Genomic DNA, 23,832 nt, shown 5'->3' with positions numbered 1-23,832 from the left:
AGGTAAGAAGAGCAAAGCTTGGAGGAAGTATATATGGAAATTTTAGCGATTATTTTGTTAGTCTTGCTCATTTATGCTGTTTTTAAAGTGACGTATGTGGCATTAAAGATACTTGCGATTCTTGTAGTTATCTTTTTAATTGTGGAGTTCGGTAGTAAGTTGCTTGGGGGATAGGGTATGTTGTGCTTTAGGGATGTCGAAGGATGTCGTTAAATCGACATCCTGTGTGGAAACGCCGATATAATGAAAAAACGTTGATATATTCCAGGGAGTACCATGCAGGGTATATAAGATGATCTGAAAAAGCTGGAAGAATCTCTTCCAGCTTACGAGTTACTTTCAATTTGATGACCGTTTTCTTCTTCAGTGTCTTGTAATAGGTTGAATATGTCTGCTAGGCAGAATGCGATAAACCAAGTCCATAGACCGTGGAAGAAAGCTGAGCTTAATTGAAGTGGTAATGTATAGTTTGTCATTGAGTAGGAAATACATCCACCAACGATTCCGATCATTGTTAATAACATTGTTTTTTGTGCATTTTCTTCTGGATTGAAGAGGAAGAAAATGTAGCCGCCTAAAATTGAAGCGCTTACAAGTGTTTCGATTCCATTAAAAATGATATGTTCTCCAAGCTGAGTGTTTGTCCAGAAACAGATTACACCGCCGATGATGGCAAATAAGGCAGCTAGTGTGTATCGTATATATTGATTCATATGTTCATCTCCTTATGTAATAAGATGATTTGGAAGTCAAAAAGGTAGGTATAGTATATTGAAGTGAATTTTAGTTGTACGTATCTTTTTATAAAAAGATCAGTGAAGAATAACTAAGGTGATCGGCTTTTTTTAAAACCGTTACGTGTATGGTGTCTGAAATATACCCGACTGCTCGTTTCTTTTTGCTTATAAAAATAAGAGAAACTTCCAAGTCTATATACTCTTTTTTGTAAGTCTAATTTCATTATAACACATTTAGTGATACAATAATAGAATTATCTGATTTTGTAATAAGTGTAAAAAATAAAAAGCGCAAGGAATTGTAGTTCCTTGCGCTTTTTTATATACGTTTGAAACGGCCGACAATTTCAACTGTTTCAGTAATGTTCATAAATGCTTTATTATCCACTTGGCGGATAATACGTTTCATTTCGCCCAACTCGTAGCGAGTTACGACAGTGTAAATCATTTTTTTCTTATGGTTTGTATAGCCGCCGACAGCATCTACCATTGTTACGCCACGTATGCCGTGATGTAATAGTGAGCTTTTTATTTCCTCACCTTTTTCTGTAATTGTCATTATCGTTAATTTAATATGTTTTGTATGCACGGCATCAATTACTTTGCTGACTACAAACCGACTAATTAACGTATAAAGCGTAATATCCCATCCGAAAATAAATCCTGCTGCAACAAGTAAGATTAAGTTGAATCCAAAGATGATTGCTCCAATTGAAACATCGCGATGTTTCGCTACAATCAATCCAACAACATCAAAACCACCTGTTGAAGAAGCAAATCGGAATATGATTCCTGAGGCAGCACCGCAGATGACACCACCGAATACAGAAGAAAGTAAAATATCGTCTGAGACTTGGTGTACTGGGATAATGTTCATCGCTAAAGATGATACAGCTACAAAGTATGCCGTTAAAAAGGTTGTCTTCTTACCTAAGTAAAAGTGACTTAAAATAAGAAGCGGAATGTTTAGTAAAAAGATAAGTGCTCCGATATTGTAGTGCATTAAATAACCGATAATCATCCCTACACCAGCGAACCCACCGCTAATCATATTATGCGGGATAAAAAACATATTCATAGAAATTGCATACAAAATAGAAGCTATAAAAATAACAACTAACTGTATGATAAATTCTAAGTGAAATGTTTTAGCTGCTGGGAAGGATAAAAAGGCGGTGTCGGGAACGTAATCGGCGTCTCCTAGTTGACCCATAGTATGTTTCATCTCCATATTCATTTTTGATTACAAGAAGAGAATAAAGCTTTTTTCAAAAACTGGCAATAGTTTTATTATAATGCAAAAATTTTATAAATTTCTAAAAAATTAAACCTATTCAAAGATACGTGTGAATATACTAAAGAAAGCGAATACATTGGTTTTTTAGCATAATTTTTTGAGAAAATATGCAAAAAAGCTTTTGAGAACAAAAGGAAATAGAGAATGTTTGTTGAATGTGCTAAAATGACTTTATTAAGGATGTGAAGCGATGGAATTTTTATTGCAGGATGCAATTCTATATATATCGTTTGTAACGACGGCGCTTTGTTTATTAGAAGTCTTTTTTCTTGCTAACGTTTCTCGCTTTGTACGTCAGCAAGCATCGAGCGGTAGACAGAGAGCTTTTAAGCTAGTTGATACATGTGAAGAGGGTACAAGAAATGTACCGCTATTTTCTATTTTTTATAAATATGGAATGATTCGTTCTGTTCGCAGACAAGAATCGAGCGGAGAGAGTGACGAGGTAGGTCCATATACACCAATGTTTCGCTAATTAATTACGAAACATTGGAGGAATAAACATGTTAAAATCATACCGAGCTGCGCTCATTAGTTTATCATTATTACTTGTTTTTGTTTTATCTGGCTGCAGTAATGCAGGCACAATTGATTCACATAGTACGGGAGTTTGGAACCATTATTTTGTATATCCAATCTCATTTATGATTCAATTTGTTGCTCATCATATATCTGGTGGAAGCTTTGGTATTGCTATCATTGTCATTACGCTTGTTGTTCGTTCAGCACTGATTCCATTAGCTGTTTCGCAATATCGTAGTCAAATGAAAATGAAAAAAATGCAACCTGAATTACAGAAGCTGAAAAAGAAACACGGTGATGTGGGTAAAGATCTTGAAAAACAAAAACAGTATCAAAAAGAAATGTCAGAACTAATGAAATCAGGCGGTTGGAATCCGTTAGCTGGTTGCTGGCCAATCTTTATACAAATGCCAATTTTCTCTGCTTTGTATTATGCGATTAGCCGAACTGAAGAGATTCGTACATCTTCATTTTTATGGGTGAACTTAGGACATGCAGATCCATATCATATATTACCGATTATTGCAGCGTTAACAACATTTATCCAGATGAAGGTGTTCCAATCAAATATAACGCCTGGAGAGCAAGTACAAATGCTGAAAATACAGCAAATAATGATGCCGGCGATGATTTTATTTATGGGAATTGCGGCACCGTCAGGACTTGTATTGTATTGGATTACAGGTAACTTATTTACAATGACACAAACAATTGTATTAAGAAAAGTAATGGAACGTGAAGAATTACAATTACAAAAAGCTTAGAGAAACACCGCTCGTGATGAGCGGTGTTTTTTGTCTTGTAAAAGCCTAATCCGATTAGTATAGGATGAACTCCCTACTGATTATAGTTTCACTTTATTTGCATCGTTAAGGAAATTTTAAGAAACCAACATTACTATAGGCATTGTATACGAAAGTGTACATGCTTTAGAAATATGAAGGAGGAAATTTCCTATGAAGAAGAAAACAGTTGGGTATTTAGCGATTGCAGGTGCTTTATCATTCGGAATCATTGGAGGAGTCGGTATTCCGGCATTCGCGGCAACGAATACTCCAGCAGTGGATCAGCCTGCAAAAACGGCGAAAAAGGATTTAGATGACGCTACAAAACAAAAAGTAAAAACAATTATGGATGATACAAAGAAACAATTAGAGGAACTAGGTGTGAAATTCCCAGAGAAGGGTAAGCACAAAGAAATGTTTGCAGATTTAGATGAGGCGACAAAAGAAAAAGCGAAGTCGATTTTAGAACAAGAGAAGTCTGGAGCATTAACTCGTGAGCAAGCGAAAGAGAAATTGAAAGAATTAGGCGTAAACCTTCCAGAGAGAGGGAAGCGTGGTGACATGTTCGCGAATCTAGATGAGGCGACAAAGGAAAAAGCGAAGTCGATTTTAGAGCAAGAAAAATCGGGGAAACTAACTCGTGAACAGGCAAAAGAGGAATTAACAAAACTAGGTGTGAAATCCCCAGGAAAGGGTAAGCACAAAGACATGTTCGCGAATCTAGATGAGGCGACAAAAGAAAAAGCGAAATCAATTTTAGAACAAGAGAAGTCTGGAGCATTAACTCGTGAGCAAGTGAAAGAGAAGCTGACGGAACTAGGCGTGAAACTTCCTGAGAAAGGGAAGCATGAAGACATCTTTGCAGGATTAGATGAGGCAACGAAAGAAAAAGCGAAAGCGATTCTAGAAAATGAAAAGAAACAATTAGCAGAATTAAATGTGGATCTTCCGCACCATAAAGTGAAACTTTAATCAGTGGTGTATTTCCACTGATTATTAGTTGAACCAATCGGGCTTTTACGGGCAGTTAATATTCCAACTTCATCCCTGTATTCGCTGGATTTTAAGGTGGAAGTTTTACTGCCCGTTAATGCGGGGTAAGTTTTTCATGAAAAATGAAGATAAATAATTGAATTATGTAGTATCTTTCGTGTGGGCAACCGAAAGGTACATATTTAGGACCGATTTCTTAATGTGGAAATCGGTCCTTTTGATTGAAAATTAGAGAAATATAATAGCTTCTGTTATAATATAAGAAGAGAAATATTTCTTTTGTTATATAAAATATATATTGATTTTTTCTAACAATTCAATATAATGAGAAATAACTACAAAATTCGACATCAAGAAGTGATGATGAGGATATGATCAATTTTTTACGATTCTCAGAGAGGGAAGCCTTTGGCTGTGAGCTTCCTAATACGGGAAAATCGATTACCACCTCTGAACTGCAGCAGTGAACGGATATCTAGTAATTGCTTGCCGGCAAAAACCGTTATTTAGACTTGAGAAATTGGTGAAGTGTGTCACTTTACGAATTGAAACAAGGGTGGAACCACGAATACAACACTCGTCCCTTTTTTAGGGAGGAGTGTTTTTTTATTTCATTTTTGCATCACACTAGAATTGGAAGGAGGATACGCAGCATGCATCATGATGAGAAAAATAAAATTGGTTTAACAGTAGCACTTTCTATCGTAGTAGGAACTATTATTGGGTCTGGTGTGTTTATGAAACCAGGGAGCGTATTAGATTACTCGGGGAGTTCTAATATGGCAATCCTTGCTTGGGTAATTGGTGGCCTGTTGACATTAGCAAGTGGTTTAACAGTAGCCGAAATTGGAGCGCAAATTCCGAAAAATGGTGGATTGTATACGTATTTAGAGGAGATTTACGGAAGTTTTTGGGGGTATTTATCTGGCTGGATGCAAACGATTGTATATGGACCAGCTATTATTGGAACGTTAGGTTTGTATTTTAGTTCTTTAATGATTAATTTTTTCTATTTAGATAAAGTATGGAATTTACCAATCGCAATTGGAACAGTGGTGTTCCTTGGGGTTATAAATAGTATGGGAACAAAATATGGGGGTATCGTCCAGACGGTTACGACAGTTGGGAAGATGATTCCGATTATATTAATTGTTGTGTTAGGTTTTTGGAAAGGAAACAGTGATATTTTCAACGTAGTTGTGCCAATATCAGAAAATCAAAGCATCGGGATGGCAATTTTAGCAACTTTATTTGCTTATGATGGCTGGATTTTACTTGCTTCTATCGGCGGAGAAATGAAGAACCCAACAAAATTATTACCGAAGGCAATGACAGTTGGGATTTTAATTGTAACGGCTGCTTACGTATTAATTAACTTAGCGTTATTAAACGTACTACCAGCAGCGAAAATTGTAGACCTTGGAGAAAATGCAACAGCGACAGCTGCGGGCATGCTACTTGGAGAATATGGCGGAAAAATTATTAGTATCGGTATTATCATTTCTATTTTCGGTTGTTTAAATGGAAAGATTTTAACATTCCCACGTATTCCGATGTCGATGGCAGAGCGTGGGCACCTTCCGTTTTCTAAGTTTATTGCAAAAGAAAATTCGAGATTTAAAACACCAGCAAATGCGATTACTGTTGAAATCGTTTTAGGAATTATTTTAATGCTTATTAGTGATCCGAATAAGCTATCCGAGATTTCCGTATTCATCATTTATATTTTCTATGTAATGACATTTATCGGTGTCTTCATTTTAAGAAAACGTAACAAGGATAAAGAGCGTGCATATAGTGTACCGTTATTCCCGATTGTGCCAATCGTTGCGATTTTGGGATCATTGTTTGTACTTGGAAGTGCGATTATTAACGATCCAGTAAGTTGTTTCTTATCAATTGGAATTGTATTTACTGGACTTCCGGTGTACTGGTACTTAAATAAGAAGAAAGAAACTGGAGTTTAATAATATTAGAAAGCAGGCGTATAATACGCCTGCTTTTTTGCTGTAAAAAAATTGTACTTGCGTACACTTTCTCTTTTGGTTACTATAGTTGTAGTAACCAAAAGAGAAAGTGTGGGGGAAGACTTGAATTTTCGTGTATATATTTTAGCTATTGCGGCTTTCGTAGTCGGAACGGTTGAGCTAATTATAGGAGGAACGCTTGATTTAGTTGCCAATGATTTAGGTGTGTCGATTAGTGCAGCGGGTCAGCTTATTACAATATTTTCAGTAGTATTTGCTCTATCAGGGCCAGTTTTATTAGCATTAACAGGAAAGTTTGAAAGAAAAAAATTATATGTTGTGGCATTATCAATTTTCTTAATTGGAAATATCGTTTCGGCATTTAGTGTGAATTACGGGATGTTAATGTTCTCGAGAGTAATTTGTGCAGCGAGTGGATCGCTTATTATTGCACTATCGGTAACACTTGCTTCTAGTGTAGTAGAACCGCATTTTCGTGCGCGTGCGATTGGAATCATTTTCATGGGGATTAGTGGATCACTTGTACTTGGAGTACCGCTTGGTCTTGTGCTCGGAAATGCATATGGATGGAGGGCGCCATTTATATTAATTTCAATATTAACTGTTATGGCGATTGCTTGTATTTCATTATTTTTAACGAAAGTACCAGCGACATCGGTATTGTCAATAAAAGAACAAATTGCTACGTTAAAGGATAAAAAAATTGTAAGTGCACAGTTAACATCATTTTTATTTTTAACAGGTCATTTAACACTATACGCATATTTAACGCCGTTTTTAAAAGATGTAATGCATGTTGAAGCAAACTGGATTAGTGTGTTTTACTTTATTTTCGGAATCGCAGCGGTAATTGGCGGCGGATTTGGCGGCTGGCTTGCGGATAAATGGGGATCGAAGAAAAGTATTATTTCCATTATTATCGTATTTGCATGTGCAATCTTCATTTTGCCACTAATGACATTCTCATTCCCGCTCTTCATTATTATGATGGGATTATGGAGTATGCTGAGCTGGGCGATTTCACCAGCACAGCAAAATTATTTAATTGAAATTGCACCGGAATCAGCTGGTATTCAGCAAGGTTTAAATAACTCTGCACTTCATTTAGGAATTGCACTTGGTTCAACAGTAGGCGGAGTTGTTATTGAAAAATCATCTGTTATATATAACGCTTGGGTAGGCGGCGTTTTTATTATATTGGCACTGCTTTGTGCGATTTTCTCAATTACGAGAGGACGCTCGAATCAGTTTGCGAAAGAAGAATCTATCGTATGATAGATTCTTTTTTATTTGTAAAAAATTGCAGGTTTTAATGGATGAAAGGAGAAGGGTGTATATAGCGAGGTGATGGAAAATGGCATATGATTTAGTTGGAGCTATATTGGCACTACTCCCAATAGTTGTAGTCGTGTTTGTTCTTAGATGGGTTCGCTTCATCTATCAAAATTCAGAGAAACAAGTAGAGCAAAATGAGAAAATTATTGAGCTATTGATGGAGATAAAGGAACAAAAAAAGCCTTAATATAGTCGCTTTATTTGAGTGTAAACTTTACAAAACGTACACATAAAGAATGACCGTTCTGTATTTACAAATCAAAACCATCCGAAAAACAAACTACATAAAATTGAATTAGCGAAAGCATAAAAAAGAGCTGTACCAAAAGAGTATGTAAAACTCCGTTTGGTACAGCTTTTTTTGTATGGAAAATTATATTATCTATTCAAATTGTAGAATCAATTTTGGGAATGTGTTAGTACCTCAACTTCATCAACAAACTCTTAATTTCCTCATCTTCCATAAAGAGATCATGGTGTTTCTCTGTAATTTTTGCGAGAGCGACGTCATGATAGAAGAACTCCGTAAAGAACTTCACGAAAGGTTGTGACATTGTTTTCATCGCTTGCCATGATTCTTGCTCTACACCAGCAAATAAAATTTCACGATCGTCAACGATGAGTAGTAAGTAACGCTCTAATGCGTTAGGTTCTTCAGTTGGGATTAGAAAATGTATGTTTTCTAAGTCTGTTTCTACTTTACCAACTATGAGGGACTCGATCTGGACCCCTTGGTTTGCTTTTTGTTCTAGTAAAGGAAGATATTCTAAAAGGGTATCATTCCATGCGGAAATGCGTATGGATTCTTTCGCATCTTCTATAAGTTGCCTACTTTGTACTTTAATAGAAGATTGCATTTTCAAACTCCAAACACGGTCATCTGTGAATGATTTTTTAGAAATATTATTTTCAAGTTCTTTAATATTAGATTGGAATTCTGTTGTTAACTTTTCAATTGCTAGTTTGAGTGGTAACGCTGTATATAGCTTTTTCTTCTCTGAAACAGAATCCATTACCATTCCTTTATCAATGAGTCGTGCTAACACTTCATATATTTTTGCTTTTGGAACACCGGAATGTTTAACGATAGTTGTTGCATCTAATGGTTCATTGCTTGATACGACAACTTCGTAAGCTTGGCTTTCATATTGTGAGAAACCGAATTTTTGTAACATAGTTCCCTCCGAACGAATGAGATTATATGTTAAGGATAATGAACTATTTGTTTTTACACAAGTGTTGAGATAATAAGTAAGTTGATTGAAATGAGAATAAACTTCAAGTTTTTAAACTATATAGATTGAGCTTTCTGATTTATCTATTATACTTAATATAGTGATTAATACAATTAAATTTCATCGAGAAGGGGATGCTTGAGGGAAGATGTTAAGAAGTTTACGTTTAAAAATTGCAGTAGTATTTTCGGTGCTTATTTCTATGATGTTTGTAATATTAGGTACAGCTGTGTATCAATTGCAAAAAGAGAAAGAAACGCACTCCTTAGACCAGTATTCTCGAAATACGATGGATCTTGTGACAGAGCAGTTAACTGCATTTATGCAGCGAATTGAAGAAGATATGGGGCATTATGGAACTCATGATGATATTCAAAATATGCTACAAGATGGAGTTACTCCAGAAGAGGAGAGTTTTATTTTAAAGGAATTTTCAAGGTTTAAAAAGAATCATCCTGATATTTTAGATGTATACATTGGGACGAAAGATAAAAAAACGTTGAGTGCAAATCTTGCTGAAGGAGGCAAAGTACCGGAAGGATATGATCCAACAAGTCGTCCATGGTATAAAGCGTCAGAAGCAGATACAAAATCGATTATTTGGGGACAACCACAATATGAAATCGCGACAGGTAAGTTAAGTATTGGAGTTTCAAAAGCCATTGTCGGACAAGATGGTTCTGTGTTAGGTGTTGTTGCAATGGATGTATCACTAGGAACGATTCAAAAGCTACTCCATAATATTCAATATAATAATGGCGGAGAAATGTTTATTGTAAATGATAAAAATATTGCCATTGTATATCCAGAGAAAGTAGGAAAAGATGTTTCAAAAGAACCACTTGTAAAAAGTTTAAATAAAGATGAAACGAAATTTGCGGTGACGACATTGGATGGGAAAGATGTAGTAGCCTATAGTCAAGTGTTTGATAAGATGAAGTGGAAAATTGGGATTGTATATCCGAAAGAGTCCATTGATAACTTACTAATAGAAACAAGAAATACGGTTATTTTAACGGCGTGTATAAGTTTATTAATTGGAATAGTTGCGTCATACATATTCTCAAGAAGATTAGCAAGACCATTACAACTATTAACAAATCACGTTCAAAAAGTGGCGGAAGGTGATTTAACACTACAAATGAAAGTGACAAGTAAAGATGAGGTTGGTACACTTACGATTCACTTTAATGATATGGTTGAGCAAATGAATGAAATGGTAAGTAAAATTAAAAATAGTGTATCGACAGTACAGCAATCGACTCACAATCTGCATTATTTAACGAATGAAACTGTAGCAGCTAGTAGAGAAGTTTCAGGTGCAATGGATGATGTGAGCGGAGGTGCGTCTACTCTTGCTAATAGTGTAGATGAGGTTTCAGCGCAACTTGAAAATATGGCGCAGTCAATGGAAGAAATGAATAGTTCCGTTGGTGAAATAAAGGGAGTGACTGGCAAGGCGGAAGAAGCATCTAAGCAAGGATTAAATACGATGCGGAATTTAGTTCGTACAAGAGAACAATCATCTTCTATCGTTGTTCATACGGAAGAAGCATCTGGTAAGTTAGAGCAAAGAGTTGGATCAATTCAAAATGTTGTAGAGCTTATAAAAGGTATTTCGGATCAAACGAATTTACTGGCTTTAAACGCTTCGATTGAAGCAGCACGTGTAGGTGAGCAAGGTAAGGGCTTTGCTGTTGTTGCGGAAGAGGTTCGAAAATTAGCGGAACAATCAAAAATGGCAACAGGAGAAATCGCAACGATGATTGGAGATGTACAATTAGAAGTAAAACGAGTTGTAGAAGTTGTAAGTAAATTGAAAGATATTGCGGATATACAAAATAAAGTTACGACAGAGGCAGAGGCTGAATTCCGTACAATTATGTCAGTTGTAAATACTATTAGTACTTCAGTTGAAAAAATTGTAGAAGAGGTAAATAACATAGGTCACGAGCAAGGAGAAATTACAGAGGTAATGAACACAATTGCTGGTACAAGTCAAGAAAGTGCAGCTGTTTCTGAAGAGGTGAATGCAGCGACTGAGTCACAGGTTAATCATTTAGAAAAGGTAGCTCATACGATGGAAAGTTTGACAGAGAATATGCGGGACTTAGAAAGATTGGTTGAGCAGTTTAAAGTAGAAGGATAACAAATTATTAAAATGATAAAGATTTTGGTAAAATAGACAATGGATATATAAGAAGCGATTATAGGAGGTAAGTTACTATGGCAATTGTTGATGTATCGATTATTCCAGTAGGAACAGGTAATCCAAGTGTTAGTGAATATGTAGCAGAAGTACAAAAGGTGCTAGAGAAAAATGCAGATCGCGTGAAGTATCAATTAACACCGATGAATACAGTTATCGAAGGGGATCTTCCGGTTATTTTAGAAGTCATTCAACAAATGCATGAAGTTCCATATACGAAGGGTGCACAGCGCGTTGCGACAACCATTCGTATCGATGATCGTCGTGATAAAGTAAGCACAATGGAGAAGAAATTAAACTCTGTTCGATCAAAATTATAAGAAAAAGCAGCGATCTTCGCTGCTTTTTTCATATTGGAGGTAAATAGGATGAGTGAAAAGTTTAACGAACAGTTTGACGGATTACTAGAGAAATACACGGAGTTATTACTAGGAGAGAGCAATGAAGAGAGAAAGGAACAGGTGCAGAAGTGGGCACTTTATTCTTACATAGCTAAAACGATGCCAGCTTTAGTGAAGCATTGGAATGAGACGTATCCAGATGCAAAAGAAGAGATGGTACAGTTAATTACAAATATTAAAAAGCTGAATGATGAGAAGCGAAATGAGAAGTAAGAAAGCTTGAGATAATGTTACTTCAAGTTTTTGTTATTAATATCCTCATATAATTTACATGAAATATAAATGGTTTTGTGAGCATGTCGAATATTTTCGGCATGCTCATTTTTCCCTAGTAAACTCCTTTTTTCTAAATGTCGAAAAATATTTTCTTCATATTTGCAAGCGAGAATATAGGGTTTTAAATGTTTTGATAGTATTTTATAAATTATCTAAATAATTATTTGTATCAAATAATTTTAAACAGTGATATAATTTTGAAGAGGGGTAAAAAACAGATAAAGTATAGTCTTAGGGGTGAATTACATGGAACAATTAATGCGAAATTCGTTTCTTTTCTTGTCTAAAAATAAAGCGCTAACAAAACTGGCTAAAAAGTACGGTTTACGCTTTGGCGCGGGTCGCTTCGTCGCAGGGGAGACGATTGAATTAGCGACAGCTGCAATTAAAGCATTAAATAAGCAAGGTCTTTGTGTAACAATCGATTATTTAGGTGAATTCGTTGATAATGAAGCGGAAGCAAATGAAATGGCTACCCAATCGATTGAAGCGATCCGTGCAATTGGAAGAGAAGGTCTTGATTCACAACTTTCTTTAAAGATGACTTCTATGGGATTAGATATCTCTGACGAAATCGTAATGAACAATATGCGCCGTATTTTAGAAGCTGCAAAAGAAAATGGTGTGTTTGTTACAATTGATATGGAAGACTATACACGCTGCGGGAAAACAATTGATATCTTTAAACAATTAAAATCTGAATACGATAATATTGGTACTGTTATTCAAGCTTACCTATATCGTACAGAAAAGGATATGGAAGACTTAAACGCTTATAATCCTAATTTACGTCTTGTAAAAGGGGCTTATAAAGAACCTGAAGAGGTAGCGTTCCCGGATAAGAAAGATGTAGATGATAACTATAAAAAAATTATTAAAATGCACTTATTAAATGGAAATTATACTGCAATTGCTTCACATGACGAAGCGATTATTGAATATACGAAAAAACTTGCCGAAGAACACAACATTCCGAGGGATCAATTTGAATTCCAAATGTTATTTGGTATTCGTAATGAGCGTCAACTTGAGCTAGTAAAAGAAGGCTACAAAATGCGTGTTTACGTGCCTTATGGAAACGACTGGTATGGCTATTTCATGCGTCGTCTAGCAGAGCGCCCAGCAAACGTTGCGTTCGTATTAAAAGGTATGATCAAAAAATAACCAAGGAGACTATACTCCTTGGTTATTTTAATTGCTGAAATGCGTAATGTGCCATTTTCTTCGTATCAGGGTATAGCTGCGTACGAGTAGAAGATAACACGACGTTAATGACGCGTTTACCGTCTTTTTCATCCACTGTTACGACCGTGTAATTTCCGAGTGCTGATAAACCGCTTTTACTTCCAATCGCATATGGATCGTCATATAGTTCTTCTCGTCCATAGTTTGCGATTTTTGGAGAGCGTTCTGAAGTATGTAGAGTAGTACGTGTTGAATTCATATAATCTAAAACAATTGGATACTTTAATGCTTCTTTCGTAATAATAGCAATGTCATAAGGTGATACTTTATTTCCAAGTGCATCAGCACCACTTGCGTTTTTGAAAGTCGCATGCTTTGTACCAAGTTCCTTCGCTCTCGCATTCATCATTTTCACAAATTCATTTTTTGATCCTGCGATATGTTCTGCAATTGATTCAGCAATTGGGTCTGCACTAATGATAAGCATAAGTTTTAATGCCTCATCACGCTTTAATTTTTCACCAGCACGAAGCTTAATTTTAGCACTTTGGCTTTCTGTTTTAATCGCGTTTTCTGTAATAGTAATTTCTTCATCTTCTTTTACATTCTCTAGTAAGAGAAGAGTTGTCATCATTTTGGCTATACTAGCCGGATAAGAGCGTTCATCTTCCCGTTTTCCATACAAAATTTCACCTGTGTCTGCATCGATTGTAATCCCATATTGCCCAGTAATGTTAGGCTGATCTGCTCTTACATCTTTTTGTCTTTGCGCGTAAGAAAAGAAAATCATCCCTGTAAATAGTGTGGCGATCATTACAATCATAATTATTGTTCGTTTCATCGTCGTTCCCTCTTTTGTTTTCCATATGTACAAATAAATTGGGCAGAAAAGCAGCCATTAATCATTATGCCACGTTCTCTGCCCAAAAATATAGCGTTATTTTTCGCCCATATTATGCTTCTTATATTGTTGGTTATTACCTTGACGGCCTTTTTCCACACCGTGATTATGCGGACCTGCATTTCCAGTTACGCTTGCTGCGCTAATTCCAGCTTTTGAAGGGTTCTTCTTAAGTTTTGCCATATTTATTCCTCCAGTTTCGTCAGATTATAAAAAGGAAAAGTGCATTTTAGTGAAGAAGATACACATGTATAGCATAGCCAAATGAAAGAAATATATTTATTTCAGAAAATTTTATCAATAAATATATTGCGAAAATTCAAACTGTATCATATATTTATTAGTAGAGGCTCACTCATTGATTGCGACTTATGTCGAAAAATTGAATGAGCATTCATTCAAGAATAGGGGGAGAAATGGATGTTCCAAATTAAAAAGGCTGCTGTTCTAGGTTCAGGCGTAATGGGTTCAGGGATTGCGGCACACTTAGCTAATATTGGTATTCCGACATTATTGCTTGATATTGTACCACCTGCGCTAACAAAAGAAGAGGAAGCGAAGGGACTTACATTAGAACATAAAAGTGTGAGAAATCGTTTTAGTAATACGGCTGTGCAAAAACTATTAAAGCAAAAACCAGCTCCTCTGACAGTGAAAGGAAATCTAGCACTGATTGAAGCAGGTAACTTAGAAGATGATCTTGAGCGTCTAGCTGATGTAGATTGGATTATTGAAGTAGTAGTTGAAAACTTAGATATTAAAAAGAAACTATTTGAAAAAGTAGATGCTGTTCGTAAAACGGGTTCTATTGTAAGCTCGAATACGTCAGGCATTTCAGTAGAAAAAATGGCAGAAGGTCGTTCAGACGACTTCCAGAAGCACTTCTTAGGCACACACTTTTTTAACCCACCACGATATTTAAAACTTCTAGAGGTAATACCGACGAAAGAAACAGATCCACAAGTATTAAGCTTCATGAAACTATTTGGCGAAGACGTTCTTGGAAAAGGCGTTGTTATCGCAAAAGACACACCAAACTTTATTGGAAACCGCATCGGTACGTACGGTTTATTAGTAACTCTTCAAGAGATGATAAAACGCGGCTATAGCATTGGGGAAGTTGATTCTGTAACAGGCCCACTTATTGGTCGTCCGAAGAGCGCAACGTTCCGTACATTAGATGTTGTCGGTTTAGATACATTCGTACACGTTGCAAATAACGTATATGAAAACGTACAAGAAGAAGAGCGTGATGTATTTAAAGTACCAGCTTTCATGCATGACATGCTTGATAAAAAATGGCTTGGAAGTAAAACAGGTCAAGGCTTCTTCTTAAAACAAGGAAAAGAAATTTTAGAACTAAATCCTGAAACGATGGAATACGAAGCTCGCAAAAAATTAAAAGCTGCATCTATCGAGTTAAGTAAACAAGAAAAAGGTTTATCGAATAAATTGAAAGCGCTTGTATACGCGAAAGACCGCGCAGGAGAGTTGTTATGGAACATCATTACACCGACTCTTTTATACTCTGCAAAACTTCATAAAGAAATTGCTGACGATATCGTTGCAATTGATCAAGCGATGAAGTGGGGCTTCGGCTGGGAGCAAGGACCATTTGAAGTTTGGGATGCAATTGGCGTTGAAAAGTCCGTTCAAAAGATGGAAGAAAACGGGGCGGTTGTTCCGACTTGGGTGAAAGAAATGTTAGAGAAAGGTTTCACTACTTTCTATAAACATGATAACGGAGATAGCTACTATTACGATAATGGCGAATATAAGCTAATCGAACGTAATAAAAAGGCAATTTCTCTTAAGCAATTAAAAGCGAAAAATGGCGTATTAAAGAAAAATAGCGGAGCGAGCTTAATTGATTTAGGTGACGGTATCCTTTGCTTAGAATTCCATTCGAAGAGCAATGCAATCGGTATGGATATTACGCAAATGATTAACTACGCTGTTGATGAAGTAGAAAAGAATTATAAAGGTCTTGTTATCGGTAACCAATCGAAGAACTTCTGCGTTGGTGCCAACCTAGCAATGATCTTAATGGAAGCACAAGATGACAACTACTTTGAAATTGAGTGGGTTGTGAAAAACTTCCAAGATGCAATGACGAAAATTAAGTACTCTTCTAAGCCAGTTGTAGCAGCACCATATGGTATGACGCTTGGCGGAGGTACAGAAGTTTGTTTACCAGCAGCTAGCATTCAAGCTTCTAGCGAAACGTATATGGGCTTAGTAGAAGTTGGTGTTGGCTTAATCCCTGGCGGAGGCGGTAATAAAGAGCTATACATTAAACACTTAAATAAAATGCCAAACGGTGTAGAGTTTGATCTGCAAAAAGTTGCAAATAAAGTATTCGAATGTGTAGCGATGGCGAAAGTTTCTACATCAGCACAAGAAGCTGTATCGAACAACTTCTTAGGCGATAAAGACGGTATTAGTGTGAATGGTGATCACTTACTATATGATGCGAAACAAAAAGCACTTGCTTTATATGAAGCTGGCTATAAAGCACCAATCCGTAAAAAGATACCAGTTGTTGGTGAAACAGGATATGCAACTCTTGTACTTGGTGCAGAAGCAATGCATTTATCAGGTTACATTTCTGAACATGATCTTCACATTGCGAAGAAACTTGCATATGTCATTGCGGGCGGAAAAGTGCCGTACGGAACAGAAGTTGATGAGCAGTATTTATTAGATGTAGAACGTGAAGCATTTATTAGCTTAGTAAGTGAGATGAAATCACAAGCAAGAATGCAGCACATGCTTGTAAAAGGAAAGCCATTACGTAACTAATAACGAGGGGAGATATCGTTCATGAGAGAAGCTGTCATTGTTGCGGGAGCAAGAACACCAATTGGAAAAGCAAAGAGGGGTTCATTAAAAACAGTTCGTCCTGACGATCTAGGGGCGTTAGTAGTAAAGGAAACGTTAAAGCGTGCGAATTATGAAGGACCAATCGACGATTTAATTTTCGGTTGTGCGATGCCAGAAGCAGAGCAAGGGTTAAATATGGCTCGTAATATCGGCGGACTAGCAGGACTTTCTTACGATGTTCCAGCTATTACAATTAACCGTTACTGTTCTTCAGGGTTACAAAGTATCGCTTACGGAGCAGAGCGCATTATGCTTGGTCACTCGGAAGCTGTATTATCAGGCGGAGCGGAATCAATGAGTTTAGTTCCAATGATGGGACACGTTGTTCGTCCGAATAGTCGCCTTGTAGAAGCAGCTCCAGAATATTATATGGGTATGGGACATACAGCAGAGCAAGTTGCTGTGAAATATGGAATTTCTCGTGAAGAACAAGATGCATTTGCAGTAAGAAGTCATCAACGTGCTGCGAAAGCATTAGCGGCAGGAAACTTTGCTGATGAAACAGTATCTGTAGATGTGACGTTACGTACTGTTGGATCAAACAACAAACTGCAAGAAGAAACAATCATTTTCGCACAAGACGAAGGTGTAAGAGCAGAGACGACGCTAGACATTTTAGGTAAATTACGTCCAGCATTTAACGTTCGCGGTTCTGTAACGGCTGGTAACTCTTCACAAATGAGTGACGGAGCAGCATCTGTACTATTAATGGATCGTGAAAAAGCAGTGAGCGATGGCATGAAGCCACTTGCGAAATTCCGTTCATTCGCAGTAGCTGGAGTACCACCAGAAGTAATGGGAATCGGCCCAATTGCTGCAATTCCAAAAGCGTTAAAACTAGCAGGATTAGAGCTATCCGATATCGGTCTATTTGAACTAAATGAAGCATTTGCTTCTCAATCTATCCAAGTTATTCGTGAACTTGGTTTAGATGAAGAAAAAGTAAACGTAAACGGCGGTGCAATCGCACTTGGACATCCACTTGGCTGTACAGGAGCAAAACTAACACTATCCCTTATTCACGAAATGAAACGCCGCAACCAACAATTCGGTATCGTAACAATGTGTATCGGCGGCGGAATGGGAGCAGCGGGAGTATTTGAATTACTATAAAAAAAAGTGGAAGCGGCTTGCTCAGAATGTGAGGGGGATGGAGCTTCAGACGTAGAGGCGCTCTTTGCCTCGCAGGAAGAAGCGAAGCCACCGAACATTCTAGCCGCTGGAACTGGATTATAAAAAAGAATGGAAGCAACAAAGGTTTATAAAAACAAAAGGGAGAGCTAGCTTCTTTCAAAAAGAGAGAAGCGGCTCATGAAAATATGAAGGAGGAAATTTTCATGGAAAAAACAGTAGGAAGTGCGGTTAAAGGCGGTAGCTTTTTAGTAGATGATATTACGATTGATCAAGTGTTTACGCCAGAAGATTTTTCATCTGAGCATAAAATGATTGCAAAAACGACAGAGGAATTTATCGTAAATGAAGTTCTTCCAGAGCTTGAATATTTAGAGCAACACGAGTTTGATCGTTCTGTTCGTCTTTTAAAAGAAGCTGGTGAACTTGGTTTACTAGGCGCTGACGTACCAGAAGAGTACGGCGGAATTGGCCTTGATAAAGTAAGTTCAGCGTTAATCGCAGAGAAATTCTCTCGTGCTGGTGGCTTTGCAATTACTCACGGTGCTCACGTAGGTATCGGATCATTACCAATCGTATTATTCGGTAATGAAGAGCAAAAGAAAAAGTATTTACCATTACTTGCAACTGGTGAAAAATTAGCTGCATATGCATTAACTGAGCCAGGTTCAGGTTCTGACGCATTAGGTGCAAAAACTACTGCACGTTTAAATGCAGAAGGTACACATTACGTATTAAACGGTGAAAAACAATGGATTACAAATTCTGCTTTCGCTGACGTATTTGTTGTATACGCAAAAATAGATGGTGAGCACTTCTCAGCATTTATCGTAGAGAAAGAATACGCTGGTGTATCTACAGGCCCTGAAGAGAAGAAAATGGGTATTAAATGTTCATCAACTCGTACATTAATTTTAGAAGATGCATTAGTGCCGAAAGAAAACTTACTTGGAGAAATCGGTAAAGGTCATATTATCGCATTCAACATTTTAAATATCGGTCGTTATAAATTAGGTGTTGGTACAGTTGGATCTGCGAAACGTGCGGTAGAAATTTCAGCACAATATGCAAATCAGCGTCAACAGTTCAAGCAACCAATTGCTCGCTTCCCATTAATTCAGGAAAAACTTGCGAATATGGCAGCGAAAACATATGCAGCTGAAAGTTCTGTATATCGTACAGTAGGTTTATTCGAAAGCCGCATGAGCACATTATCTGAAGAGGAAGTAAAAGACGGTAAAGCAGTAGCAGCTTCTATCGCTGAATATGCAATCGAGTGCTCTTTAAATAAAGTATTCGGTTCTGAAGTACTAGACTATACAGTAGATGAAGGCGTTCAAATTCATGGTGGTTACGGATTTATGGCAGAGTATGAGATTGAAAGAATGTACCGCGATTCTCGTATTAACCGTATTTTCGAAGGAACGAATGAGATTAACCGCCTAATCGTACCAGGTACGTTCTTACGTAAAGCGATGAAAGGTGAATTACCACTTCTTCAAAAAGCACAAAAATTACAAGAAGAGTTAATGATGATGATGCCAGAAGAAGTAGGCGATGAGCCATTAGCACTTCAAAAGTATTTAGTAACTAACGCGAAGAAAATCGGCTTAATGGTAGCTGGATTAGCTGCTCAAAAATACGGTAAAGCATTAGATAAAGAGCAAGAAATTCTTGTGAATATCGCTGACATCGTAAGCAACCTATACGCAATGGAATCAGCTGTTCTTCGTACAGAAAAAGCAATTAAAACAACTGGTCTTGAAAAGAATAAACAAAAAGTGTTATACACTGAAGTATTCTGCCAAGAAGCATTCAACGAAATCGAAGCAGATGCGAAAGAAACACTTATCGCAGTTGAAAACGGCGACATGCTGCGCATGATGTTATCATCATTACGCAAATTAACTCGCCACACACCACTTAACGTAATTCCGAAGAAACGTGAAATCGCTGCGAAAATTTTAGAAGACGAGCGTTATACAGTTTAATACCTTCAAAAAACAGTAGTTGTATAAACGACTACTGTTTTTTTTGCGCAAAAATGGAATTTTTAGTGACGAAAACTAATACCATTAGTATAACAAAACTAATGGTATTAGTTTTTGGAAAGGGAGCTGGAAATATGAGAATGATACATGAAAAAACGGTATATCAATTGTCATTTTTACCAAGAGTGTTTCCTGTGAATTGTTACTTTGTGGAGGAAGAAGATGGTTTAACTTTAATTGATGCGGCTTTGCCATATAGCGCAAAAGGTATTTTACAGGAGGCTAAGAAAATAGGGAAACCAATTACTAAGATTGTATTAACGCATGCGCATGATGATCACATCGGTGCACTAGACGAATTAAAGGAAGTACTTCCTGATGTCCCAGTCTATATTTCTAAGCGGGACGCAAAGCTGTTAGAGGGAGATACATCGTTACAAAAGGATGAACCAAATATACCAATAAAAGGCGGTGTACCTAAAAAGGTAAAAACGGTACCTGATGTTTTATTGGAAGATGGCGACCGCATTGGATCGCTTCTTGCGATTATGACACCGGGACATACGCCAGGATCCATGTCGTTTCTCGATGTACGAAATAAAGCTCTTATTGTCGGGGATGCCTTCCAAACAAGAGGAGGTATGGCTGTTTCGGGACAAATGAAATTTTGGTTTCCGTTTCCTGCGATGGCAACGTGGAGTAAAGAAGTAGCATTACAAAGTGCAGAGAAGCTAAGAGGATATGAGCCTTCTTTGCTTGCGACAGGACATGGAAAAATGATGAAAAATCCAGGCGCTGCCATAGAGATTGCTATTAAGGAAGCTAAGCGAAATGTAGAAAGCATGAAAGAGGGTTAATTTATGTCACCGAGAATCGGACTTACATTACAGAAAATTGTAGACACAGCGGCAGAAATCGCAGATACAAATGGGATACAAGAAGTAACAGTATCGTCATTAGCGCAAAGGTTGGGGATACGTTCGCCCTCTCTATATAATCATGTGAAAGGGTTACAAGATGTCCGGAAAAATCTTGGTATTTACGGAATAAAACAGCTGCATAACAGACTGGAAGAGGCGGCCTCGGGTAAAAGCGTGGATGAAGCAATTCATGCATTAGGAGGAGCGTACGTAGCGTTTGTCCGAAAACATCCTGGATTGTATGAAGCAACCTTTTTACGAGATGAAGAAGTAAGAAAAGCAGGGGATGGAATTGTAGAGCTTTGTCTTCGGATTTTACAACAATACGGCTTAGAAGGAGAGAATGCACTTCATGCGACACGCGGATTCAGAAGTATTTGCCATGGATTTGCGTCGATTGAACAGCAGAGGGGATTTGGTTTACCGCTGGATTTAGATACAAGTTTACATTTATTACTGGAAACGTTTATTAAAGGATTACATGTAATGAGAGAATGAATAAGAGGAAACCTTAGAAACGATTCTAAGGTTTTTTAGTGCACATAACTCAAAAAGAAATAAATATTCAATCGTGAATGAGCAAAGAAAGATAAGAGCATTCTATGCGAAATTGAACAGGGCTTGAAAATGAGAAAGAGCCTCTAATGATTTAGAGGCTCTTTCTTGCTAAATAATATTATTTAGCAGGCTTTAGAAATGTATATATTGCTAAAACAAAATTGAAAAACGTAAATACGAAAGGGTCGTGGCTTGACTCAGAATCATAAGCTTCTTGGCTTTTTGTAAGAAAGTCGTGGATTTTCATGAGTATTGCTCCTTTGTTATGTAGAGTTTATAAAAGGGAGTTTTTTCAAACTACCGCTTACTAATAGAGTTGCATTAATAAATAATAAGAAAAATGTAGTGTTCCGATTTTTATAATTGTTAAGTGCTATAAATAGAAAACAAATGAGAAATAACATGTGTAAAGGTATAGAGGTGGATAGTGGTTTTAAAGTTAATACATCAATTAACAAATTTACATATAGGATCGCATAAGCGATGAAGAAGATGACTTTAAACGTTCTTTGCATGGGCACACCTTCTTAATATGCTGTATCTGTGAATTATAAAGTTAAGGATGCATTTTTAATATTTGTATTTTTCTGTAATTATAACATTTTTTTGTCTATATAAATAGATGTTGCTGATTTTAGTATGAAATGAATTTAAGAATGATTTTTAATGAATACGATTTAAAAAGAGCCAAATACTAATGACGAATGAACAAAGAAAGGTAGGAGTATCCTATGCAAAATTTAACAGAGCTTGAAGTAGAAAACTTACGTCATTTAATTGGTGGACACGCAACGATTATTAACAAATTGGACCAGTATGCACAGGCATGTACAGATCCAGAGTTGAAACAAATGCTACAAAAGGATGCACAAGATGCACGAAATACGAAACAGCAATTAATGACGTTCCTAGGATAGGAGGAAGCGAAAGATGAATGAAAAAGATATGGTAAATGATTATTTAGCAGGATTAAATGCAAGTTTAACAAGTTATGCAAATTATATTTCACAGTCTGATAATGAACAGTTACATCAAACGTTAATTCAAATTCGTAATCAAGACGAGGCGCGCCAACGTAATATGTATGAATACGCAAAGCAAAAAAGTTATTATAAGCCAGCAGCACCTGCGAATCCGATGATTGTAGAGCAATTAAAAAGTCAATTAAGTGCGGAATAGCGTGCTGAAAAAACGAGCGAATGAAGTCGCTCGTTTTTTTGTTTTGTCTCGCTATTTGCCGGGTAGCCCGATTGGTGAAGGCTAATAATCAGTGGGGGATGAACAAAACCCCCCACTGATTAAAGTTTCACTTTATATATGTCAATAAATATATAATAAATATTTTTCCAGTTGTAACAAATATGACGAAAATTGAATATGACAATTCACAAAAAGGACAAAAGTTTGTTCAATTTTTCACAAAGTATCCATGGTTTCTATTGTGGAAATCTCTATAATTAGGAGTGTAAAGAGCAAAAGAAATAGATTACATAATCAATTAGGAGAGATTGCCATGAGAAGAAATACAAGAAAAATTGCAATTATTGGTACTGGATTAGTTGGATCAAGTTGTGCGTATTCCATTGTAAATCAAGGCATTTGCGAAGAACTATTGTTAATTGATATAAATTATGAACGTGCAGTTGGAGAAGCGATGGATTTATCGCACTGCATTAACTTTACAAATACAAGAACAAAAGTATATGCAGGAAACTATGAAGACTGCAAAGATATGGATATTGTCATTATTACAGCAGGACCAGCACCGAAGCCTGGACAAAGTCGTTTAGATACTTTAGGAGCAAGTGCAAAAATTATGGAAAGCATTGTTAGCGGCGTAATGGAAAGTGGATTTGACGGTATTTTCTTAATCGCATCGAACCCAGTTGACATTATTACATATCAAGTTTGGAAATTATCTGGTTTACCAAGAAATCGTGTACTTGGTACTGGTACATCACTAGATTCTTCTCGTTTAAGAACGATTTTATCTGAGATGTTAGAGGTAGATCCTCGCAGTATTCATGGATATTCTTTAGGAGAACATGGTGATTCTCAAATGGTTGCTTGGTCTCACGTAACGGTTGGCGGAAAGCCAATTCTACAAATTTTAGAGGAACAAAAAGAACGATTAGGTGAAATAGATTTAGATGAAATTGTTGAGAAGACTGCAAAAGCTGGATGGGAAATTTATAAGCGTAAAGGAACTACTTATTATGGAATTGGAAACTCTCTGGCATATATTGCTCGCTCAATTTTCAATGATGATCACCGTGTTATCGCTGTTTCATCCATTTTAGATGGTGAGTATGGCGAATACGATATTTGTACAGGAGTACCAGCAATTATTACTAGAGACGGTGTAAGAGAAGTTGTAGAACTAAACTTATCAGAAGATGAAGAAAGCCGCTTTGCAAAATCAAACGATGTTTTACGCGATTATATGAAAACAATTGGTTACTAAATTATAGGAGAAGGTGAAACA

The 23,832-nt window shown here is 36.8% G+C and carries 24 protein-coding genes, 1 pseudogene and 1 other annotated feature; of the genes and pseudogenes, 20 read left to right on the top strand and 5 right to left on the bottom strand.

Features of this window, described 5'->3' with window-relative positions:
* The first annotated feature begins 33 nt into the window (after positions 1–33).
* Positions 34–174 carry a DUF3985 family protein gene (locus QUF93_RS26495; protein WP_002124182.1) on the top strand — a complete coding sequence of 47 codons (141 nt, stop codon included), beginning with the start codon at positions 34–36 and terminating at the stop codon, positions 172–174.
* A 152-nt stretch (positions 175–326) separates the two neighbouring features.
* Here QUF93_RS26495 and QUF93_RS26490 read toward each other — a convergent pair whose 3' ends face one another.
* Positions 327–713, bottom strand: a complete 387-nt coding sequence (locus tag QUF93_RS26490) for a DUF3938 domain-containing protein (RefSeq protein WP_289360702.1) — start codon at positions 711–713, stop codon at positions 327–329.
* 343 nt (positions 714–1,056) lie between these two features.
* Positions 1,057–1,950 carry a YitT family protein gene (locus QUF93_RS26485; protein ID WP_000530031.1) on the bottom strand — a complete coding sequence of 298 codons (894 nt, stop codon included), beginning with the start codon at positions 1,948–1,950 and terminating at the stop codon, positions 1,057–1,059.
* A gap of 274 nt (positions 1,951–2,224) precedes the next feature.
* Between QUF93_RS26485 and QUF93_RS26480 the strand changes: the two genes are divergently transcribed.
* From QUF93_RS26480 to QUF93_RS26455, 6 genes are all read left to right on the top strand, one after another.
* Entirely contained in the window at positions 2,225–2,509 is a 285-nt protein-coding gene (locus tag QUF93_RS26480) for a hypothetical protein (RefSeq protein WP_070145382.1), read from the top strand.
* A gap of 28 nt (positions 2,510–2,537) precedes the next feature.
* Entirely contained in the window at positions 2,538–3,320 is a 783-nt protein-coding gene (locus QUF93_RS26475) for a membrane protein insertase YidC (RefSeq protein WP_289360701.1), read from the top strand.
* A 192-nt stretch (positions 3,321–3,512) separates the two neighbouring features.
* The gene (locus QUF93_RS26470) at positions 3,513–4,313 is read left to right on the top strand and encodes a hypothetical protein (RefSeq protein ID WP_289360700.1); all 801 of its coding nucleotides are present in this window, start codon (positions 3,513–3,515) and stop codon (positions 4,311–4,313) included.
* A gap of 372 nt (positions 4,314–4,685) precedes the next feature.
* Positions 4,686–4,922, top strand: a binding site (T-box leader).
* Between the two features lie 65 nt (positions 4,923–4,987).
* Positions 4,988–6,301, top strand: a complete 1,314-nt coding sequence (locus tag QUF93_RS26465; protein WP_289360699.1) for an APC family permease — start codon at positions 4,988–4,990, stop codon at positions 6,299–6,301.
* 51 nt (positions 6,302–6,352) lie between these two features.
* On the top strand, positions 6,353–7,597 hold the full coding sequence (locus tag QUF93_RS26460; RefSeq protein ID WP_289360698.1) for an MFS transporter: 1,245 nt from the start codon (positions 6,353–6,355) through the stop codon (positions 7,595–7,597).
* A 79-nt stretch (positions 7,598–7,676) separates the two neighbouring features.
* A complete protein-coding gene (locus QUF93_RS26455) occupies positions 7,677–7,844 on the top strand; it encodes a hypothetical protein (protein ID WP_289360697.1) in 168 nt (55 codons plus the stop codon).
* A 229-nt stretch (positions 7,845–8,073) separates the two neighbouring features.
* Here the strand turns inward: QUF93_RS26455 and QUF93_RS26450 are convergent, their stop codons facing one another.
* Positions 8,074–8,832, bottom strand: coding sequence for a TrmB family transcriptional regulator (locus QUF93_RS26450; protein ID WP_289360696.1), 759 nt, complete (start codon positions 8,830–8,832; stop codon positions 8,074–8,076).
* A gap of 208 nt (positions 8,833–9,040) precedes the next feature.
* On the opposite strand from QUF93_RS26450, the pseudogene QUF93_RS29090 reads away from it, so the two are divergent.
* From QUF93_RS29090 to QUF93_RS26430, 5 genes and pseudogenes are all read left to right on the top strand, one after another.
* Positions 9,041–10,045 (top strand): annotated as a pseudogene (locus QUF93_RS29090) (cache domain-containing protein); the annotation flags it as partial.
* Positions 10,034–11,041 carry a methyl-accepting chemotaxis protein gene (locus tag QUF93_RS29085; protein ID WP_434476098.1) on the top strand — a complete coding sequence of 336 codons (1,008 nt, stop codon included), beginning with the start codon at positions 10,034–10,036 and terminating at the stop codon, positions 11,039–11,041. The pseudogene QUF93_RS29090 and the gene QUF93_RS29085, both read left to right, overlap by 12 nt.
* Positions 11,042–11,118: 77 nt before the next feature.
* The gene (locus QUF93_RS26440) at positions 11,119–11,421 is read left to right on the top strand and encodes an MTH1187 family thiamine-binding protein (protein ID WP_001018862.1); all 303 of its coding nucleotides are present in this window, start codon (positions 11,119–11,121) and stop codon (positions 11,419–11,421) included.
* Between the two features lie 48 nt (positions 11,422–11,469).
* A complete protein-coding gene (locus QUF93_RS26435; protein ID WP_002145027.1) occupies positions 11,470–11,715 on the top strand; it encodes a YusU family protein in 246 nt (81 codons plus the stop codon).
* A 309-nt stretch (positions 11,716–12,024) separates the two neighbouring features.
* Positions 12,025–12,942, top strand: coding sequence for a proline dehydrogenase family protein (locus tag QUF93_RS26430; protein ID WP_002124201.1), 918 nt, complete (start codon positions 12,025–12,027; stop codon positions 12,940–12,942).
* Positions 12,943–12,964: 22 nt separating this feature from the next.
* Here the strand turns inward: QUF93_RS26430 and QUF93_RS26425 are convergent, their stop codons facing one another.
* Entirely contained in the window at positions 12,965–13,804 is an 840-nt protein-coding gene (locus tag QUF93_RS26425; protein ID WP_088060407.1) for a D-alanyl-D-alanine carboxypeptidase family protein, read from the bottom strand.
* 96 nt (positions 13,805–13,900) lie between these two features.
* On the bottom strand, positions 13,901–14,047 hold the full coding sequence (locus QUF93_RS26420; RefSeq protein WP_001096344.1) for a YuzL family protein: 147 nt from the start codon (positions 14,045–14,047) through the stop codon (positions 13,901–13,903).
* A 237-nt stretch (positions 14,048–14,284) separates the two neighbouring features.
* Here QUF93_RS26420 and QUF93_RS26415 point away from each other — a divergent pair, with 237 nt between their 5' ends.
* The 8 genes from QUF93_RS26415 to QUF93_RS26380 all read left to right on the top strand — a co-directional run bounded on the left by QUF93_RS26415 (position 14,285) and on the right by QUF93_RS26380 (position 23,811).
* Positions 14,285–16,666: a 3-hydroxyacyl-CoA dehydrogenase/enoyl-CoA hydratase family protein gene (locus QUF93_RS26415; protein ID WP_289375869.1), complete on the top strand. Its 2,382-nt coding sequence runs from the start codon at positions 14,285–14,287 to the stop codon at positions 16,664–16,666.
* A gap of 21 nt (positions 16,667–16,687) precedes the next feature.
* A complete protein-coding gene (locus QUF93_RS26410; RefSeq protein WP_001206343.1) occupies positions 16,688–17,860 on the top strand; it encodes an acetyl-CoA C-acetyltransferase in 1,173 nt (390 codons plus the stop codon).
* A gap of 224 nt (positions 17,861–18,084) precedes the next feature.
* The gene (locus QUF93_RS26405) at positions 18,085–19,869 is read left to right on the top strand and encodes an acyl-CoA dehydrogenase FadE (RefSeq protein WP_002124205.1); all 1,785 of its coding nucleotides are present in this window, start codon (positions 18,085–18,087) and stop codon (positions 19,867–19,869) included.
* A 134-nt stretch (positions 19,870–20,003) separates the two neighbouring features.
* Positions 20,004–20,726: an MBL fold metallo-hydrolase gene (locus tag QUF93_RS26400; RefSeq protein ID WP_289360693.1), complete on the top strand. Its 723-nt coding sequence runs from the start codon at positions 20,004–20,006 to the stop codon at positions 20,724–20,726.
* 3 nt (positions 20,727–20,729) lie between these two features.
* Positions 20,730–21,287, top strand: a complete 558-nt coding sequence (locus QUF93_RS26395) for a TetR/AcrR family transcriptional regulator (RefSeq protein WP_289360692.1) — start codon at positions 20,730–20,732, stop codon at positions 21,285–21,287.
* 791 nt (positions 21,288–22,078) lie between these two features.
* Positions 22,079–22,264 (top strand): hypothetical protein, encoded by a 186-nt coding sequence (locus QUF93_RS26390; RefSeq protein WP_002112687.1) that lies wholly within the window; start codon positions 22,079–22,081, stop codon positions 22,262–22,264.
* 13 nt (positions 22,265–22,277) lie between these two features.
* On the top strand, positions 22,278–22,526 hold the full coding sequence (locus tag QUF93_RS26385; protein WP_002124213.1) for a spore coat protein: 249 nt from the start codon (positions 22,278–22,280) through the stop codon (positions 22,524–22,526).
* A 334-nt stretch (positions 22,527–22,860) separates the two neighbouring features.
* Positions 22,861–23,811 (top strand): L-lactate dehydrogenase, encoded by a 951-nt coding sequence (locus tag QUF93_RS26380; protein ID WP_434476085.1) that lies wholly within the window; start codon positions 22,861–22,863, stop codon positions 23,809–23,811.
* Positions 23,812–23,832 lie beyond the last annotated feature (21 nt).

Source organism: Bacillus hominis (assembly GCF_030348325.1).
GTDB classification, from domain to species: Bacteria; Bacillota; Bacilli; order Bacillales; family Bacillaceae_G; genus Bacillus_A; species Bacillus_A hominis.
The sequence above is the reverse complement of the archived record's forward strand: the minus strand, read 5'-3'. Positions and strand labels throughout refer to the sequence as shown.

Excerpts from the sequence above, each read along its gene's own strand:
- QUF93_RS26395 (WP_289360692.1), top strand. The coding sequence starts at position 20,730 with ATGTCACCGAGAATCGGACTTACATTACAGAAAATTGTAGACACAGCG.
- QUF93_RS26465 (WP_289360699.1), top strand. The coding sequence starts at position 4,988 with ATGCATCATGATGAGAAAAATAAAATTGGTTTAACAGTAGCACTTTCT.
- QUF93_RS26425 (WP_088060407.1), bottom strand. The coding sequence starts at position 13,804 with ATGAAACGAACAATAATTATGATTGTAATGATCGCCACACTATTTACA.
- QUF93_RS26455 (WP_289360697.1), top strand. The coding sequence starts at position 7,677 with ATGGCATATGATTTAGTTGGAGCTATATTGGCACTACTCCCAATAGTT.
- QUF93_RS26475 (WP_289360701.1), top strand. The coding sequence starts at position 2,538 with ATGTTAAAATCATACCGAGCTGCGCTCATTAGTTTATCATTATTACTT.
- QUF93_RS26450 (WP_289360696.1), bottom strand. The coding sequence starts at position 8,832 with ATGTTACAAAAATTCGGTTTCTCACAATATGAAAGCCAAGCTTACGAA.
- QUF93_RS26380 (WP_434476085.1), top strand. The coding sequence starts at position 22,861 with ATGAGAAGAAATACAAGAAAAATTGCAATTATTGGTACTGGATTAGTT.
- QUF93_RS26490 (WP_289360702.1), bottom strand. The coding sequence starts at position 713 with ATGAATCAATATATACGATACACACTAGCTGCCTTATTTGCCATCATC.
- QUF93_RS26420 (WP_001096344.1), bottom strand. The coding sequence starts at position 14,047 with ATGGCAAAACTTAAGAAGAACCCTTCAAAAGCTGGAATTAGCGCAGCA.
- QUF93_RS26495 (WP_002124182.1), top strand. The coding sequence starts at position 34 with ATGGAAATTTTAGCGATTATTTTGTTAGTCTTGCTCATTTATGCTGTT.
- QUF93_RS29085 (WP_434476098.1), top strand. The coding sequence starts at position 10,034 with ATGAAAGTGACAAGTAAAGATGAGGTTGGTACACTTACGATTCACTTT.
- QUF93_RS26385 (WP_002124213.1), top strand. The coding sequence starts at position 22,278 with ATGAATGAAAAAGATATGGTAAATGATTATTTAGCAGGATTAAATGCA.
- QUF93_RS26400 (WP_289360693.1), top strand. The coding sequence starts at position 20,004 with ATGAGAATGATACATGAAAAAACGGTATATCAATTGTCATTTTTACCA.
- QUF93_RS26430 (WP_002124201.1), top strand. The coding sequence starts at position 12,025 with ATGGAACAATTAATGCGAAATTCGTTTCTTTTCTTGTCTAAAAATAAA.
- QUF93_RS26390 (WP_002112687.1), top strand. The coding sequence starts at position 22,079 with ATGCAAAATTTAACAGAGCTTGAAGTAGAAAACTTACGTCATTTAATT.
- QUF93_RS26440 (WP_001018862.1), top strand. The coding sequence starts at position 11,119 with ATGGCAATTGTTGATGTATCGATTATTCCAGTAGGAACAGGTAATCCA.
- QUF93_RS26415 (WP_289375869.1), top strand. The coding sequence starts at position 14,285 with ATGTTCCAAATTAAAAAGGCTGCTGTTCTAGGTTCAGGCGTAATGGGT.
- QUF93_RS26480 (WP_070145382.1), top strand. The coding sequence starts at position 2,225 with ATGGAATTTTTATTGCAGGATGCAATTCTATATATATCGTTTGTAACG.
- QUF93_RS26405 (WP_002124205.1), top strand. The coding sequence starts at position 18,085 with ATGGAAAAAACAGTAGGAAGTGCGGTTAAAGGCGGTAGCTTTTTAGTA.
- QUF93_RS26410 (WP_001206343.1), top strand. The coding sequence starts at position 16,688 with ATGAGAGAAGCTGTCATTGTTGCGGGAGCAAGAACACCAATTGGAAAA.
- QUF93_RS26485 (WP_000530031.1), bottom strand. The coding sequence starts at position 1,950 with ATGGGTCAACTAGGAGACGCCGATTACGTTCCCGACACCGCCTTTTTA.
- QUF93_RS26435 (WP_002145027.1), top strand. The coding sequence starts at position 11,470 with ATGAGTGAAAAGTTTAACGAACAGTTTGACGGATTACTAGAGAAATAC.
- QUF93_RS26470 (WP_289360700.1), top strand. The coding sequence starts at position 3,513 with ATGAAGAAGAAAACAGTTGGGTATTTAGCGATTGCAGGTGCTTTATCA.